At 52.3% G+C, this 16,342-nt stretch carries 16 protein-coding genes; 14 read left to right on the forward strand and 2 right to left on the reverse strand.

Annotation, left to right across the window (positions count from 1 at the left end; translation table 11 throughout):
- The first annotated feature begins 9 nt into the window (after positions 1-9).
- The 10 genes from fabD to SD69_RS18770 all read left to right on the forward strand — a co-directional run bounded on the left by fabD (position 10) and on the right by SD69_RS18770 (position 9,404).
- Positions 10-951 (forward strand): ACP S-malonyltransferase, encoded by a 942-nt coding sequence (gene fabD, locus SD69_RS10400; protein WP_041524679.1) that lies wholly within the window; start codon positions 10-12, stop codon positions 949-951.
- 22 nt (positions 952-973) lie between these two features.
- Entirely contained in the window at positions 974-1,717 is a 744-nt protein-coding gene (gene fabG / locus SD69_RS10405; protein ID WP_041523174.1) for a 3-oxoacyl-ACP reductase FabG, read from the forward strand.
- 190 nt (positions 1,718-1,907) lie between these two features.
- On the forward strand, positions 1,908-2,144 hold the full coding sequence (gene acpP, locus SD69_RS10410; protein ID WP_007640684.1) for an acyl carrier protein: 237 nt from the start codon (positions 1,908-1,910) through the stop codon (positions 2,142-2,144).
- 136 nt (positions 2,145-2,280) lie between these two features.
- A complete protein-coding gene (fabF, locus tag SD69_RS10415; RefSeq protein WP_041523175.1) occupies positions 2,281-3,525 on the forward strand; it encodes a beta-ketoacyl-ACP synthase II in 1,245 nt (414 codons plus the stop codon).
- Between the two features lie 44 nt (positions 3,526-3,569).
- Positions 3,570-4,451 carry an aminodeoxychorismate lyase gene (gene pabC / locus SD69_RS10420; RefSeq protein WP_084591543.1) on the forward strand — a complete coding sequence of 294 codons (882 nt, stop codon included), beginning with the start codon at positions 3,570-3,572 and terminating at the stop codon, positions 4,449-4,451.
- Positions 4,448-5,506: an endolytic transglycosylase MltG gene (gene mltG / locus SD69_RS10425; RefSeq protein ID WP_041523176.1), complete on the forward strand. Its 1,059-nt coding sequence runs from the start codon at positions 4,448-4,450 to the stop codon at positions 5,504-5,506. The genes pabC and mltG overlap by 4 nt, the downstream gene beginning before the upstream one ends.
- A 90-nt stretch (positions 5,507-5,596) precedes the next feature.
- Complete coding sequence (locus SD69_RS10430) at positions 5,597-7,297, forward strand: glutamine--tRNA ligase/YqeY domain fusion protein (RefSeq protein WP_052481061.1); 1,701 nt, start codon at positions 5,597-5,599, stop codon at positions 7,295-7,297.
- A gap of 81 nt (positions 7,298-7,378) precedes the next feature.
- Entirely contained in the window at positions 7,379-8,773 is a 1,395-nt protein-coding gene (gene cysS / locus SD69_RS10435; RefSeq protein WP_041523177.1) for a cysteine--tRNA ligase, read from the forward strand.
- Positions 8,774-8,793: 20 nt separating this feature from the next.
- A complete protein-coding gene (locus SD69_RS10440) occupies positions 8,794-9,150 on the forward strand; it encodes a rhodanese-like domain-containing protein (protein ID WP_084591544.1) in 357 nt (118 codons plus the stop codon).
- A 41-nt stretch (positions 9,151-9,191) separates the two neighbouring features.
- A complete protein-coding gene (locus SD69_RS18770) occupies positions 9,192-9,404 on the forward strand; it encodes a hypothetical protein (RefSeq protein WP_157471657.1) in 213 nt (70 codons plus the stop codon).
- A gap of 37 nt (positions 9,405-9,441) precedes the next feature.
- Here SD69_RS18770 and SD69_RS10445 read toward each other — a convergent pair whose 3' ends face one another.
- Positions 9,442-10,719 carry an HlyC/CorC family transporter gene (locus SD69_RS10445; protein WP_041523178.1) on the reverse strand — a complete coding sequence of 426 codons (1,278 nt, stop codon included), beginning with the start codon at positions 10,717-10,719 and terminating at the stop codon, positions 9,442-9,444.
- A gap of 90 nt (positions 10,720-10,809) precedes the next feature.
- Positions 10,810-11,607 carry a cytochrome C assembly family protein gene (locus tag SD69_RS10450; RefSeq protein WP_041523179.1) on the reverse strand — a complete coding sequence of 266 codons (798 nt, stop codon included), beginning with the start codon at positions 11,605-11,607 and terminating at the stop codon, positions 10,810-10,812.
- A gap of 336 nt (positions 11,608-11,943) precedes the next feature.
- Between SD69_RS10450 and ffh the strand changes: the two genes are divergently transcribed.
- From ffh to SD69_RS10470, 4 genes are all read left to right on the forward strand, one after another.
- Positions 11,944-13,323, forward strand: coding sequence for a signal recognition particle protein (ffh, locus tag SD69_RS10455; protein ID WP_041524683.1), 1,380 nt, complete (start codon positions 11,944-11,946; stop codon positions 13,321-13,323).
- A gap of 189 nt (positions 13,324-13,512) precedes the next feature.
- Entirely contained in the window at positions 13,513-13,974 is a 462-nt protein-coding gene (locus SD69_RS18115; protein WP_052481062.1) for an META domain-containing protein, read from the forward strand.
- A gap of 64 nt (positions 13,975-14,038) precedes the next feature.
- Positions 14,039-15,724 (forward strand): NAD-dependent malic enzyme, encoded by a 1,686-nt coding sequence (locus SD69_RS10465; RefSeq protein WP_041523180.1) that lies wholly within the window; start codon positions 14,039-14,041, stop codon positions 15,722-15,724.
- Between the two features lie 30 nt (positions 15,725-15,754).
- Complete coding sequence (locus tag SD69_RS10470; protein WP_041523181.1) at positions 15,755-16,324, forward strand: helix-turn-helix domain-containing protein; 570 nt, start codon at positions 15,755-15,757, stop codon at positions 16,322-16,324.
- Positions 16,325-16,342: the final 18 nt, after the last annotated feature.

The raw sequence follows: 16,342 nt of genomic DNA on the forward strand, positions 1-16,342 counted from the left end.
TTAATGATTATGGCCGCAGATAATTTGGCATTTGTGTTTCCGGGGCAGGGGTCTCAGCAAGTTGGTATGTTGGCGCCTTTGGCGGAGCAATACCCCGTAGTGCAGCAAACGTTCTCCGAGGCGTCGGATGTGCTGGGATACGACCTTTGGGATCGGGTGCAAAATGGCACGCAGGACGAAATTAATTTAACCGAGTGTACACAGCCTTTGCTGTTGACCGCCAGTGTCGCACTTTGGCGTGTGTGGAGTGAGCGAGGCGGTGCCCAGCCGGCTATGCTTGCCGGGCACAGTTTGGGTGAGTGGTCGGCATTGGTGTGCGCTGAGGTGGTGTCTTTTGCCGATGCAGTCGCTTTGGTGCGTGAGCGCGGCAAGTTAATGCAGGCTGCGGTGCCGGCAGGCCAAGGCGCGATGGCCGCCATCATTGGCTTGGCTGACGATGCCGTACTTGATGCCTGCGCCAGTGCGGCCGAGGGCGAGGTGGTGAGCGCCGTTAATTTTAACTCTCCGGGGCAAGTCGTGATTGCCGGCCACAGTGCGGCCGTCGAACGCGCTATGGTCGCTTGTAAAGAGGCCGGCGCCAAGCGAGCGTTGCCTTTGCCTGTAAGCGCACCATTTCATACTGAGTTGATGCGCCCGGCGGCTGACGGTTTGGCAACCTGGGTCGAAGAAGTTGAGTTTAGGGCGCCTAAGATTGCCGTTGTCCACAATGTGCACGGCCAAACCGAGGCAGACCCGGCAAAGATTAAAGCCTTAATGATTGAGCAAATCTACAGCCCGGTACTGTGGGTAGATTGTGTTAACGCTTTGGCGCAATCTGGTGTTGATAATCTGGTAGAGTGCGGCCCGGGCAAAGTGTTGGCCGGTTTGGCAAAGCGTATTAATAAAGCTTTGAGCGCAACATCGATTGAGCAGCCCGCGGATTTGGATGCGGCTTTGGCGCAACATCAATAAACCTTTAATAAGTGAGAAGGATATGACGACAGATAACAAGGTTGCACTGGTTACCGGTGCGAGTCGCGGTATTGGTGCTGCCATCGCTGAGCAGTTGGCACAGGCGGGCTGCACCGTTATTGGTACTGCAACCAGCGAGAAAGGCGCAGCGGCAATTACCGAGCGCTTTGCGGCTAACGGATTAACCGGCGTGGGTAAGGTTTTGAATGTAACAGACGCCGATTCGGTAGCAGGGCTTTTGAAGGAGGTGCAACAAGAGTATGGTGTACCCCTGATCTTGGTGAATAACGCCGGCATCACCAAAGACAACCTGCTTATGCGGATGTCTGATGAGGAGTGGTTTGATGTTATTAATACCAACCTCAGTGCTGTTTATCGCCTGAGTAAGGCGGTGCTGCGCGGTATGATGAAAAGCCGCTGGGGCCGTATTATTAACGTGGGTTCAGTGGTGGGTGCGATGGGTAATGCCGGGCAGTCTAACTACGCGGCAACCAAGGCGGGCGCAGCAGGTTTTGCCCGTTCACTGGCGGCCGAGGTCGGCTCGCGCGGTATCACGGTTAATACCGTGGCGCCTGGTTTTATCGATACGGATATGACCCGGGTGTTGCCCGACGAGCAGAAAGCTCAGTTGCTGAATAAGATACCGCTGGGGCGTTTGGGTAAGCCTGAAGAAATTGCTGCAGTAGTTGGATTTTTGGCCTCTGACGCCGGAGGTTATGTTTCTGGTGAAACAATACACGTCAATGGCGGTATGTACATGAATTAAAGTGGGTTGTAACTACCTGTTTTAATTGGAAAAAGGGCAAAAATTTAAAGATTTTTTGTCTTATGCGTTACAACGCGGTAAAAATAGATGTAAAATGCGCATCGATTTCGCCGTAGAAAATCTGGAACCGTCAAATGGTTCTAAACATGACGGTTTCGTCGATACTACCTATTAGGAGTTGAATTAGATCATGAGCAGCATTGAAGAACGCGTAAAAAAAATCGTTGCTGAGCAACTGGGCGTTAAAGAAGACGAAGTGAAGAACGAAGCTTCTTTCGTTGAAGATTTAGGCGCGGATTCTCTGGACACCGTAGAACTGGTAATGGCTCTGGAAGAAGAGTTTGAAACCGAAATTCCAGATGAAGAAGCCGAGAAAATCACCACAGTTCAGTTGGCCATCGATTACATCAATGCCAATTTGGCCTAATCTGCGACATATTTGGTAGCAGGTTTCGCGAAAGCCGTATTATTGAGAAATAGTACGGCTTTTTCTTTGGGGTTTTGGGTACGCTGAGACGTTTTGTCGATGGCGTATAGGTCCGTTGTGGGGGAGAACAAATCACGTGTCGCGTAAGAGAGTAGTAGTAACAGGCTTGGGTATGGTCAGTCCGCTGGGCAACACCGTGGCGGATACCTGGGATGGAATCCTTGCCGGGCGCAGTGGTGTTGCGCCTATCACCCAGTTTGACGCCTCTGCTTTCAGTACGCGCTTTTCGGCGTCCGTCAAAGACTTTTCGGTCGAAGGTTACTTTCCCGCTAAAGATGCTCGCAAAATGGACCCTTTCATCCAGTTTGGGATGGTGGCGGGGATTCAGGCGATGCGTGATTCTGGTCTCGAGGTTACCGAGGCTAACGGTGCGCGTATCGGTGTGTCCATCGGCTCTGGTATCGGCGGCATCGGTACAATCGAAGATGGCACTTTGATTGTGGAGCACAAGGGGCCGCGTCGTATGTCGCCGTTTTTCGTGCCCGGTGCGATTATCAATATGATTGCCGGTAATTTGTCTATCCACTACGGGCTGCGTGGCCCTAATTTGGCGGTGACCACTGCTTGTACTACGGGCACTCACTGTATTGGCCTGGCGGCTCGCTCGATCATGTATGGCGATGCCGACGTTATGTTGGCCGGTGGCGCCGAAATGGCCACCACCCCGGTAGGCTTAGGTGGTTTTGCGGCGGCTCGTGCGCTGTCGACCCGCAATGATGATCCATTGGCGGCAAGCCGCCCGTGGGATAAAGACCGCGACGGGTTTGTGCTGGGCGACGGCGCCGGCGTTATGGTGCTCGAAGAGTATGAGCATGCACGTGCCCGTGGCGCCAATATTTATGCCGAGCTGATTGGCTTTGGTATGAGTGGTGATGCCTATCATATGACGTCGCCGCCCGAGGATGGTGCTGGTGCGGCACTGTCGATGCAAAACGCCATCAATGATGCTGGCATTGCGCTGGAATCTATCAATTACATCAACGCCCATGGCACCTCTACCTTGGCTGGTGATAAAGCCGAGTGCCGCGCGGTTAAATCCGTAATGAAATCGGCGGTTGATCAGGTGGCAGTAAGCTCAACTAAGTCAATGGTAGGGCACTTGCTGGGAGCGGCTGGTGCGGTCGAAGCCATTTTCAGTACTTTGGCTATCCGGGATCAAGTGGCTCCGCCAACCATTAACCTCGACAACCCAGATGATGAATGTGATATCAATTTGGTGCCCCACACAGCGCAAGAGCGGCCTATTGAGGCCGTCCTGAGCAACTCTTTCGGCTTTGGTGGTACCAACGGGTCGTTATTGTTTTCTAAGTTGCGAGACTAGTTTAGCCCTGTGCCTGCCTTGCCCAACCCTGAGCTCCGCTAGCCGTGTCGACACCTGAGCGGCCATTAACCTGGGTTGACGGAGAACCTGGTGATCAGCTTTGTGTACTTGACCGAGGCTTGGCTTATGGTGACGGATTATTTGAAACCTGTCGCATTGTCGATGGGCGAGTGCCTTTATGGCCCTGGCACATAAAGCGTTTGCAAGCCAGTGCTCAGGCTTTGTCTATTGCGCTTGATGTCACGCAACTACACGTTTGGCTGCGTGACGTTTTTAGCGAGTTGACGGGGCGCAACATAGGGCAGGGAACGCTAAAAATTTTGCTGACTCGCGGCGTGGGTGGTCGCGGTTATCAATACTCCAGGCACTTGGTGCCAACCGTGGTATTGCAGGTGTACCCTGATAGCCTCTCGCCATTCTCGGATCCGTTAACCCCGTTGCGGGTTAGGGTTTGTGAGATGCGTTTGGCCGCAAATAAAGTTCTTGCTGGGCACAAGCACCTCAACCGGTTAGAAAATGTGCTGGCGCGCTCCGAATGGCAAAATTCCAATATCCACGAAGGGTTAATGCTGGATAATCACGGCTGCGTTATCGAAGCAACTGCTCATAACGTGTTTATTTGGCAATCTGGCCAGTGGTATACACCAGCGTTGAGTGAGTGCGGTGTGGCCGGTGTTATGCGGCAGTTGTTGATGAATGAGCTGCTTCCAGGCATTGGCTACAAGGTTAAGGTTGTACCCATTACACTCGCTGAGATGTATCAGGCAGATGAAGTGATTTTGTGTAACAGCAATCGGGGGATTCGACCCGTCGGTGAAATCATCGATACATCGGGTGAGCCCCGTAGGTTTTTGAAGCATGATAATGCACAGGCTTTACGTGCATTGCTTGGCGAATTTGTGCAAGGCAAGGGTAGTGTTAAATGATTCAGTTGGCAGTCGGGTTGGTAAAACGTTTAATGCTGCTGGCGCTTTTGGCCCTTCTGGTCTCTTTGCTGGGTGCGCTGCAATATTTTAAAAAGTGGTATGCCGAGCCTATGGCACTACCCGATGACGGCTTGCATTACGAGCTTAAACCCGGGAGTACATTGAGTGGCGCTGCCACGGATATGGCTAACCGCGGCATACTTGAACACCCGCGCATTTTAACGCTTTATGCGCGCTTTAGTGGTCAGAGTGAAGTGCGTGCCGGTGACTACATGCTCGAGCCGGGCATGACTCCCAGGCAATTTATGAAAATGCTCAACACCGGTAACGTTGTGAGCTACACCGTTACGTTAATTGAGGGTTGGACCTTTGCGCAGGCAGTGCAGGCGCTAGCGGATGCCGAGCGAGTCGAGGCACAACTGGCAGGGCAGTCGCTAAAAGCCCAGTTGGCACTGCTCGACTTGCCCATTGAGCATCCCGAGGGTTGGTTTTTCCCTGATACTTACCACTATACGGGCGGTACTACCGATGTTGCGATTTTGCAGCGGGCGTACCGTAAGATGCGCCAAACACTGGATGAATTGTGGCCTGGGCGCGACCCGAACTTGCCTTATCAGACACCCTATGAAGCGTTGACTATGGCGTCTATTGTCGAGCGCGAGACCGGGGCGTCGTGGGAGCGCCGGAAGATAGCCGGCGTATTTGTCCGCCGCCTGGAAAACAATATGCGTCTGCAGACGGATCCGACCGTAATTTACGGTATGGGTGATCGTTACCAGGGAAAAATCGGCCGCGCCGATCTGCAGCGCCCAACTCCTTACAACACCTACACGATTCACGGGTTACCGCCTACCCCTATCGCACTGCCTGGGGGCGAGGCTGTTTATGCTAGCCTACACCCGGACCCGGGTAGTGAATTGTATTTCGTTGCCAAGGGGGATGGCACTCATGTGTTTTCCGACACGCTGGAGGCCCATAATGAGGCTGTGCGTCAATATCAAATCCAGCGCCGCGCAGGCTATCGCTCAACAGTCTCGCCGGGCGTGGCGCAGTAGTAGGAAATCACGCGACCAAGCATTACAATACCCTATCTGACTCGCCGGTGCGTCCGGCACTCTCGCTTGCTAACTGGATTGTTAATCAGCATGACTGAAATCACCGAAAACGGCTCTACCAAAGTCGAAAAACCCTCGCACTTTATTCAAAACATTCTCCGTAAAGATTTGGATGAAGGTAAAGTCGAGACTATCGTGACGCGCTTTCCACCCGAACCAAATGGGTATTTACACATTGGTCACGCGAAGTCCATTTGTCTTAATTTTGGCGTGGCGAAGCAGTTTGGCGGAGTCTGTAACCTTCGTTTTGACGACACCAACCCGGAAAAGGAAAGTGACGAATACGTCGAGTCCATTAAGCGTGACGTTTCGTGGTTAGGGTTCGAGTGGCACGAAGAGATTCGTTTTACCTCTGATTATTTTGATCAATTACACGACTGGGCGCTCGAGCTTATCAAAGCGGGTAAAGCCTATGTGTGCGATCTGAGCCCAGATCAAGCTCGCGAATATCGCGGTACGCTTACCGAGCCTGGTAAAAATAGCCCCAACCGAGACCGCAGTGTCGCCGAGAACACGGAGTTGTTTGCCAAAATGCGCGCCGGCGAATTGGCAGAGGGTAGCTGTTCGTTACGCGCTAAAATTGATATGGCGGCCCCCAATATTAACCTGCGTGACCCGGTTATCTACCGAATTAAAAAAGTGCGTCATCATCACACAGGCGATAAATGGTGTATTTATCCCTCGTACGATTTCGCCCATGGTCAGAGTGATGCCATCGAGGGGGTTACCCACTCGATTTGCACGCTAGAGTTTGAAGATCATCGCCCGCTGTACGAATGGTTTATTGCAAACCTATCGGTGCCGGCGACGCCAAAGCAATATGAGTTTGCCCGATTAAATCTGAACTACACCGTCACCAGTAAGCGAAAATTGCGTCAATTGGTTGATGAGCAGCATGTAGATGGTTGGGACGATCCGCGTATGCCGACTATCTCGGGTATGCGACGTCGTGGTTATACCGCCCAATCGCTGCGCAATTTTTGCGATCGCATCGGCGTTACTCGCTCGGACAGTGTCGTTGATGTCGGCATGCTGGAATATTGTGTGCGCGATGATCTCGACAAAAACGCGCCGCGGGCAATGTGTGTGCTGCGCCCATTGAAGGTGACACTAACCAATTATCCCGAGGATAAAATTGAGCGCTTGCGTGCCCCGGGCCACCCGAATCGTGATGATTTGGCCGAGCGTGAGCTGCCGTTTAGTCAGACATTGTTTATCGATGTGGAAGATTTTCGTGAAGAGGCCAACAAAAAGTACAAACGTTTAGTGCTGGGTAAACGGGTACGTTTGCGCAACGCTTACGTTATCGAGGCCGATGAAGCCGTTAAAAACGACGCCGGTGAAGTGGTGGAAGTGAAAGCTCGTATCATTGAAAACACCATTGGTGAAGATCCGGAAGATGGCGTAAAACCCAAGGGGGTTATCCACTGGGTGTCGGCGGCAGAAAACATCGAGTGCGATGTGAGACTGTATGATCGTCTCTTTAATGAAGAATCCCCTGGTGCGGGTGGCTCGGATTTCTTGCAGGCGATTAACCCGGATAGCCTGCAGGTGTTAAGCGGTGCCAAGGCCGAGGTGTCACTTGGTGAGGCTAAGCCCGAGTCGGCGTACCAGTTTGAGCGCGAGGGCTACTTTTGTCTCGATAGTCACTACAGCCGCGATGGCGCATTAGTGTTTAACCGTACTATTGGTTTGCGTGACAGCTGGGCGAAGATTTCTCAGCAAAACTAATTGAATTTACGGTTGTTGTTGGGCAGCGTGCAGGTTGCGCTACATAAGCACTGCAAGATAGACGTTTAGAGAAACTGAGTTATGAGTTTAACGATATACAGTACATTGTCAGGCAAGAAGGAAGTTTTTTCGCCACGAGAGCCGGGTAAAATCGGTCTCTACGTCTGTGGTATTACCGTCTACGATTATTGTCATATCGGTCATGCACGAGTGTTGGTGGCTTTCGATGTCATAAGCCGTTTTTTACGCTCGCAGCAATGGCAAGTTCATTACGTGCGCAATATTACCGATATCGATGACAAAATCATCAATCGGGCACAGGAAAACAGCGAGCCCTACACTGATTTAACCTCGCGCTATATCGAGTATATGCATGAGGATGAAAAGGCTTTGGGTATACTGCCTCCGGATGCTGAGCCGCGTGCAACCGCGCACATTGCGGATATCATAGCGATGATAGAAACCTTAATTGCCAAAGATTTTGCCTACCAGGCAAGTAATGGCGATGTGTACTATCGCGTAAGCCGTTTTGCCGAATACGGTAAGCTCACCAATAAAGACCCCGAGCAATTGTTAGCCGGCGCCCGGGTAGAGGTCGACTCGGCGAAAGAAGACCCGCGTGACTTTGCCCTTTGGAAGTTTGCCAGTGAGCAAGATGTTGGTTGGGATGCGCCTTTTGGGCGCGGGCGCCCGGGCTGGCATATCGAGTGCTCGGCCATGAGTAAGGCGTGTTTGGGAGCGCACTTTGATATTCATGGCGGCGGGCCGGATTTACCGTTTCCTCACCATGAGAACGAAATCGCGCAAAGTGAAGCGGCCAATGGTTGTCAATACGCCAACTACTGGATGCACGCGGGTGCGGTACGCTTGGATGGCGAAAAGATGTCGAAATCCTTGGGCAACTTTTTCACCATTCGTGACGTGTTAAAGCAATACCATCCTGAGGTGGTGCGCTACCTGCTAATCAGTAGTCACTATCGTAGTCCCATCAATTACTCGGAAGAAAACCTTGTTGAGGCTAAAGCTGGCTTGGATCGTTTGTACAGTGCTCTGCGCGGCTACGAAGCAGTGCCGGCTGCACCGTTAAGCGAATTATCTGATAACGAATTTTATCAGAAATTCGTGGCGGCCATGAACGATGACTTTAATACTCGCGTGGCGCTTGCGGTGATGTTTGATTTGGTGCGGGCATTAAACTCCGCAAAGGGTGGGGCTGATGCCGAACCGCTGGTGAGTGCGCTTAAAGCTATGGGTGAATTGTTTGGTTTGTTTGGCTGTGCGCCCGATAGCTTTTTGCAGTCGGCGAGTGCTGATGATATCGCGGCGGATGACGTTGAGGCATTAATCGCCGAGCGCACCCAGGCGAAGCGTGATAAAAACTTTGCCCGTGCCGACGAAGTGCGCGATCAACTCTTGGCTGCCGGTATCGTTTTGGAGGATTCTCCCGAAGGTACAAAGTGGCGGCGCGAGGGATAGACGAGTGCGAGGAGAGCTATATGAGTACTGTGCCAATACCCAGGGCAGCTCGGCTGTTGATGTTGCTGCTGTTACTGGGGTTGCACATTAACGTGAGTGCCGCCGATACCTTGTGGATTGATGTGCGCACCAGCGAAGAGTTTGCCGCCTCCCGTTTAGCAGCGGCGGTGAATATTCCCTACGGCGAGATCGCTGATCGAATCGCGCAGCACGCCACCGATAAAGACTCAGAGATCGTGCTTTATTGTCGCAGTGGCCGGCGCGCCGATATAGCAAAGCAAACGCTGGAGCAGCTTGGCTATAAAAATGTTGTCAACGCCGAAGATCTTGCCGGTGCTGAAGCGCTTTACCAGCGGCAAGGTAATACGGCGTATTAATATATCGCTAGCGTGTCGCACCCGGGGGAAATAGGTATTTTATGTTCAGACGTCTTGGTCGTTACCGCCGTTTAGGAGCTGCCAGCTTCTTATCTTGTGCGTGTTTTATTGGTTTGGCTGTTTATGGGTGGGGAGTAAGCTGGGAGCAACTGCTTGGCTATGTGACAGTAGTAGTGGTTTTGCTGTCGTTGTTGCTGGCGATGGCGGCGTTGGTTGGTTGGCTGTTGCACAAATTAAACCGGCGCGACGATTGACGTTGCGCCGTTAGCGTGAGCTCGCTTCTCGGGCAGCTTACTGAATCTTTTCATCCATCTTTACTTTAAACCACGCCACCATCTTGTCGGTTATCTCCACGGTTTCAATTAGATAATGATCTAGGGTAAAGCTAATGTTGCCATCAGGGATGCCTTCGAGGTGTTCCATGGCAAGGCCGTTCAATGTTTTCGGGCCGTCAATTGGCAGTGACCACTCTAGGGTGCGATTGATGTCGCGAATAAACGTACCGCCATCGATTTTGTACCAGCCGTTTTCTGCAGGAATAATATCCTGATCTTCATCTTCGGCAACATTGGTGGTGAAGTCGCCGACAATCTCTTCCAGCAAGTCTTCCAGGGTGACGATGCCTTGTACTTCACCGTACTCGTTAACGACCAGCGCGATACGACACTTTTGTTGCTGAAAATTCATCAGCTGTGTGTGCAGCGGTGTGGACTCGGGGACAAAGTAGGGCTCATCGGCGTGGGTCTGAAAATCGGCCTTGGTAATCTCGCTGTCATTACCGTTTAAAAATCGAGCTGAGTTACGTAAGTGTAAAATTCCCGCGACTTCGTTTAAGTCGCCACGGTAAATAGGCAGTCGGGTGTATTCAGAGGTGCGAATTTTTGTCAGCAGGGTGCTCACGTCGTCTTCCAGGTCGAGGCCCTCGACCTCATTACGTGGAATCATGATGTCCTCGACCGTGGACTTTTCCAGGTCGAGAATATTAAGCAGCATACCCTGGTGCTGATCTGGGATTAACGCCCCCGCTTCGTCGACCACGGTGCGCAGCTCTTCGGGCGCCAGGTGCTCAATATGGGTGTGGGCCTTATCAATGCCAAACAGTTTGGTGACGCCGTTGGCGATACCATTTACCAGCATTACCGCTGGCGCTAACACCACCGCGAGCGGGCGCAAGATAAGGCTGGAAAAAAAGGATATGCGCTCCGGGTAGAGGGTAGCGAGGGTTTTGGGGGTTACTTCGGCAAACACCAGCATAACCAGAGTCAGCAGTAGACCGCCGATGGCGGGGCCGGAAGAGTCTCCCAGTAAGCGAATACCGATAAAGCCGGCGACAATTGCCGCGAAATTATTGACCAGGTTGTTGCCAATCAGAATCAAGCCAATCAATCGGTCGGGGCGGCGCAGCAACAGCTCAACCCGCTGGGCACGGCGGTCGCCTTTTTTACTAAGGTGCTTGAGGCGGTAACGGTTGATCGCCATCATGGCGGTTTCTGAACTGGAGAAAAAGCCTGAGAGCACGAGTAGCCCTAGGAGAATCCCAAACAGTAGTTCTAAGGGTATGTCGTTCAAGGAAATGTCTTGCCTATATTGCTGCTCGGCAGGCTATCTTGCAGCAGTTTGCGCGAATGCGCAACCGGCCTTGCCAAGATCGCCTGTCGGCTAAATGTTCAGAATAAACTCGAGTACAATTTTACTGCCAAAGTACGCCAACATTAGCATGGCAAACCCCACCAGGGTCCAGCGTATTGCGGTGTATCCGCGCCAGCCTAAGCTGTGGCGTCCCCACAGCAGGATGCTGTAAATCAGCCAGGCAAATAGGGTAAATACTGTTTTATGCACCACGTGCTGCGCGAAAATGTCATCGAGAAAGATGATCCCAGAGATAATGGCGCCGGTTAGTAATAGCTGTCCCGCCCAGAGGAGCTCAAACAGCAGTGACTCCATCGTTTGCAATGGCGGCAGCAGGCCACTTGGGCCGAGCGAGCGCTTGTGCTTTAGCCGATGGTTTTGATAGGCCAAAAAAAGCGCCTGTAAGGTCGCGATAGTCAGTAGGCTATAGGCCAGAATCGACAGTAATACATGAGAAGCCAGGCCCAGTGTTAACGGCAAAAGCACGTTGCTACTGATGGGTAATAGGCTGGCTATGATGGCAAGTATCGTCAGGGGGAATAGTAAAATAAATAAGTTGTGCAGCGGTTTACGTGCGGCACTTAACAGCACAACGGTGTTGACAGTACAAAATATCAGCGACAGCATTGGAAACAGGTTTAACGCCAGCCCTTGGGGCTGAATAATCAATTTGGCGCAGCCCGTGCCATGGGCGATCAGTGCCACGGCCGTCAGGAGGTACAGGCGCTGGCGGTGAATCGGCTGTCGACGCCAGAGCGACAGAAAAAGATAGCCTGCGGCCAGCAGATACAAAGCTGCGGCGATTAAGTTGATGTCGAGTGCAGACATGCGTGGGCAGAGTCCTTTATGGGTAGTGTTGCTGGTGCGCTGGTCGTGGCATCTCACCGGATACGCGTCGCTGGGCACTTTGGGGAGAAAGTGTGTCACATGCGACGCGATATGAGAAGCCTATAAATGAGAATCAATCTCCCTCGTGGTTATTCTCCTTCAGGGCGCGAGACGGGGCCCGATAATACGCGTTATAATGCGGCCCTTTCGCAGGTGTAGCTTTGGCCGCCGGCAACAGTGATTAAGTATGCGCAGAGGGCCAACAGGGCCTCTCGCGATAAAGTCTTATGCGGCGCAGTATAAGTGGGCCGCCAGATAATGGGCACTAGTGTCATTATGTTTGAAAATCTGCAGGATCGACTTTCAGGTACATTTAAGAAAATAACAGGTAAGGCGCGCCTTACTGATGACAACATCCAGGCCACCTTACGCGAAGTGCGTAAGGCTTTACTGGAGGCCGATGTTGCCTTGCCTGTGGTGAAAGATTTTGTTGGGCGGGTGCGCTCGCGCGCTTTGGGGACTCAGGTAGGTAAGGCTCTTAATCCGGGCCAACAGTTCCTCAAGATCGTCGAGTCTGAGCTGGTCGATATGATGGGCGAGGCTAACGAGTCGCTTAACCTCGCGGTTCAGCCGCCCGCCGTCATCTTGATGGCGGGCCTGCAAGGGGCGGGTAAAACCACCTCGGTCGCAAAATTGGCCAAATTCCTCACCGAACGCGAGAAAAAGAAAGTGCTGGTGGTGAGTGCGGACGTCTATCGTCCAGCCGCTATAGCTCAGCTGCAAACACTGGCGGGCGAAGTTGGGGTGGAGTGCTTTCCGTCTACCGGCGAGCAAAAGCCGGCCGACATTGCCCGTGGCGCCATTGATCACGCTAAGCGCCAGTTCTACGACGTACTGCTTATCGATACCGCTGGACGGCTGCATATCGATGAAGCCTTGATGGCCGAGATTCAAGAGTTACACGAGGTCGCCAACCCCGTCGAGACCCTGTTTGTTATTGACGCCATGATTGGTCAGGATGCGGTGAACACCGCCAAGGCATTTAATGAGGCGTTGCCCCTGACCGGTGTTATTTTGACCAAGGCGGATGGCGATGCCCGCGGTGGTGCCGCTCTGTCGGTACGTCAAGTGACGGGTAAGCCCATCAAGTTCTTGGGGATGGGTGAAAAAGTGGACGCGCTGGAGCCATTTCATCCGGATCGTATTGCCTCACGGATTTTGGGTATGGGCGACATTATGTCGCTTATCGAAGATGCCGAGCGCAAGATCGACCGGGATAAAGCCGAGCGCCTGGTACAAAAGGTCAGTAAAGGTAAGCGCTTTGATCTGAACGACCTGCGTGACCAGCTGCAACAAATGCAGGATATGGGCGGTTTAACCGGGCTGATGGATAAATTGCCCGGCATGGGCAATATGGCGCAAATGGCCCAACAAGCCGATATGGGTAAGCAGTTTAAAGTGATGGAGGCCCTGATTAACTCCATGACGCCTTGGGAACGACGTCATCCCGACGACCTGTCCAGCTCTCGCAAGCGACGCATCACTCAGGGCTCGGGTACGCAGATACAAGACCTAAACCGCTTGCTCAAACAGCATAAGCAAATGGCCAAAATGATGAAGAAGATGAAAGGCGGCGGGATGAGCAAGATGATGCGCGGCCTGGGCGGCATGATGCCGGGCGGTGGTGGCGGTTTGCCACCGGGCATGGGCCGCTAGCTATTAAAAAAACGCCAGGCAATGCCTGGCGTTTTTTTATCCGGGCAGTAATCTTTGGCTATGAAAGCACGCGATTTACCTCAGCTCTGGGGAATTGTTGCGCCAGTTGTGGGTCTAGATCGAATAATGAGGATGAGTCGCGGGATACGGTTGGCTCATTGCTAATGCCTTTAAAAAGAGCGACATGCCATGTTAATTCGACTATCTTTACTCATTCTGATTGTGGCGACTACCTTGGGGGCTGGCTGTACCTTGTCTTCTACACCTACATCTACATCTACAGAGACAGCTAACATCAATGGTCTGAATCTTCTTGGCGAGTGGCGGGTTGAGTACATCGCGGGGCGTGGCGTTATCGATTATAGCCCGGCGCGTGTGCGCTTTAATGAAGACGGCAAACTAAATGGCAATGCCAGCTGTAATCGTTTTTTTGGTGATTATCAGCAGGACGGACAGCGCCTGATCATCAAGGAGCCGCTCGGGGCTACCCGCATGCTTTGTGTGCCAGCGCTCAATGAGCAGGAGGAGCGCTTGTTGGCGGCGCTGCCCGGAACTCACAATATTGCCATTCGTCATGGTATTCTGACGCTTACAGACGACGGCGGTAACGAGGTGTTACGAGCGGCTAAGCTTGATCCCACCGATACCTAGCGCTGTTGCGATTCATTCAGGGCCACAGGCCCCGGCATAAAACGGACAAACGGCGGGTAACTCTGTGAATACCAGACCAATCTATATCCCCTTTGCGGGGCCGGCGTTACTAGAAGCGCCATTGTTAAATAAAGGCAGTGCTTTTAGTCGGCAAGAGCGCGAACAGTTTAATCTTGAAGGGCTGCTACCTTTTCGCATCGAAACCATCGAAGAGCAAAAAGCTCGCGCATACGAACAACTTAGCTCATTTAAATCCGATATTGATAAGCACATTTATTTGCGCAATATTCAGGATACCAACGAAACATTGTACTACCGTCTGGTAACCGAACACCTCGAAGAGGTGATGCCTCTGATTTATACGCCTACGGTAGGGCAGGCGTGCGAGCAATTCTCTAAGATATACCGGCGTAAGCGAGGCTTGTTTGTCTCGTACGCGGATCGCGACCGGTTGGACGATATTTTACAAAATGCTACTAAGCATAATGTAAAAGTTATTGTTGTCACCGATGGCGAGCGTATTCTGGGCTTAGGCGATCAGGGTATTGGCGGCATGGGCATCCCCATCGGTAAGCTTGCGCTTTATACCGCTTGTGGCGGCATTAGCCCAGCCTATACATTACCCGTAGTGTTGGATGTGGGTTGCAATAATAAGCAGCTGATGAACGATCCTATGTATATGGGGTGGCGGCATGAGCGAATTGCCGACGAGGAGTATTATGAATTTGTCGATCAATTTATTCAGGCGGTGAAAGTACGTTGGCCTAATGCATTGTTGCAGTTTGAAGATTTTGCTCAGACCCACGCTACACCGCTGTTGCATAAGTATCGCGACGAATTATGTTGTTTTAACGATGACGTTCAGGGCACCGCATCGGTTACGGTCGGCACGCTGTTAGCCGCTTGTAATACCAAACAAGAGAAACTCTCGGAGCAAACCATTGTATTTGCTGGGGCCGGCTCCGCCGGCTGTGGTATTGCCGATCAAATTGCGGTGCAGATGCAGGCGGAGGGACTAACCCGTGAGCAGGCATTGGCGCGGATATTTTTAGTTAATCGCGATGGCCTGCTTACCGACACTTCCCGTGGCTTGCTTCCCTTTCAGGAAGAGTTTTGCAAGCAAGGCAGTGACTTAGGTGAATGGCTAAACGACAAAACCGGGCAAGTCTCACTTTTGGACGTCGTGCGTAATTCTCAGCCAACGGTTCTGGTGGGTGTGTCCGGCCAGCCGGGGCTGTTTAACAAATTGCTTATCGATACGATGCAAGCGCATTGCGATCGCCCAATTGTTTTGCCTTTGTCTAATCCGACCTCAAAAGTCGAGGGGCAACCGGTTGATATTTTGCGTTGGACAGGGGGGAGAGCTATTGTTGCAACTGGCAGCCCGTTTGCGCCAGTGGATATTGCCGGGGTGCGCTACGACATCGCTCAGTGTAACAATAGCTATATTTTCCCGGGTGTGGGCTTGGGCGTGATTGCGGCTAAAGCGTCACGCATTACCGACACCATGATGTTAGCAGCTTCCAGGGCGCTGGCCGATTTGTCACCGCTTGCCCGCGACGGTGTGGGCTCGCTGTTGCCGGCACTGGCTGATATTCGCCAGGTGAGTGTGACAATTGCGCAGGCCGTGTTCCGCCAAGCGATTGAAGACGGGGTGGCGGTGCCGGTGCCTGAGGCGTTAATTGCCGAGAAGGTAGAGGCAAATTTTTGGTACCCGCGTTATCGCACTTATCGGCGCACCTCCTTCTAGGTCGGGTAAACACACAGTGCAGGAGGCGCTATGAGTCAGACATCGCAGACGTATACGCTGGGGAAACGGCTAAAAGAAATCCGTGAGGCTAACGGACTGTCGCAGCGCGAGCTGGCTAAGCGTGCGGGGGTTACCAACAGTAGTATTTCAATGATTGAGCAGGGGCAGGTAAGTCCCAGCGTGCAATCGTTAGAGAAAGTTCTCGCGGGCATCCCCATGTCGCTGTCACACTTTTTTTCATCAATGAACGGTGGCTCTGGAGACGTTTTTTTTGATCAGCACAATATGGTAAAGCACGATAAGCTGTATGGTTTTATGCAGATGATTGGCGAAGACATTACCAATCGCAACGTTACCTTAAAGCACTTTTATTTTGACCCGCAAACCGATACCGGCGAGACGCCTATGATGAGTCATTTTGATCAGGCTGGTTGGGTTTGCCAGGGGGATATTCAGATGACCATAGGTGCAAAAATAAAAGAGCTCTCACCCGGTGAAGGGTTTTACTTAGCCGCCTATACCCCTTGCAGGGTGAGAAACTTATCAGAGCTCAACTCGGCTCAAATTGTCGTTGCCACCGAGGTGTTAGCGGCTCCGTAATCGTAGCGCAAAGTCTTA

The organism is Gilvimarinus agarilyticus (genome assembly GCF_000832015.1).
GTDB lineage: Bacteria > Pseudomonadota > Gammaproteobacteria > Pseudomonadales > Cellvibrionaceae > Gilvimarinus > Gilvimarinus agarilyticus.

Excerpts from the sequence above, each read along its gene's own strand:
- fabD (WP_041524679.1), top strand. The coding sequence starts at position 10 with ATGGCCGCAGATAATTTGGCATTTGTGTTTCCGGGGCAGGGGTCTCAG.
- fabG (WP_041523174.1), top strand. The coding sequence starts at position 974 with ATGACGACAGATAACAAGGTTGCACTGGTTACCGGTGCGAGTCGCGGT.
- acpP (WP_007640684.1), top strand. The coding sequence starts at position 1,908 with ATGAGCAGCATTGAAGAACGCGTAAAAAAAATCGTTGCTGAGCAACTG.
- mltG (WP_041523176.1), top strand. The coding sequence starts at position 4,448 with ATGATTCAGTTGGCAGTCGGGTTGGTAAAACGTTTAATGCTGCTGGCG.
- SD69_RS10430 (WP_052481061.1), top strand. The coding sequence starts at position 5,597 with ATGACTGAAATCACCGAAAACGGCTCTACCAAAGTCGAAAAACCCTCG.
- cysS (WP_041523177.1), top strand. The coding sequence starts at position 7,379 with ATGAGTTTAACGATATACAGTACATTGTCAGGCAAGAAGGAAGTTTTT.
- SD69_RS10440 (WP_084591544.1), top strand. The coding sequence starts at position 8,794 with ATGAGTACTGTGCCAATACCCAGGGCAGCTCGGCTGTTGATGTTGCTG.
- SD69_RS18770 (WP_157471657.1), top strand. The coding sequence starts at position 9,192 with ATGTTCAGACGTCTTGGTCGTTACCGCCGTTTAGGAGCTGCCAGCTTC.
- SD69_RS10450 (WP_041523179.1), bottom strand. The coding sequence starts at position 11,607 with ATGTCTGCACTCGACATCAACTTAATCGCCGCAGCTTTGTATCTGCTG.
- ffh (WP_041524683.1), top strand. The coding sequence starts at position 11,944 with ATGTTTGAAAATCTGCAGGATCGACTTTCAGGTACATTTAAGAAAATA.
- SD69_RS18115 (WP_052481062.1), top strand. The coding sequence starts at position 13,513 with ATGTTAATTCGACTATCTTTACTCATTCTGATTGTGGCGACTACCTTG.
- SD69_RS10470 (WP_041523181.1), top strand. The coding sequence starts at position 15,755 with ATGAGTCAGACATCGCAGACGTATACGCTGGGGAAACGGCTAAAAGAA.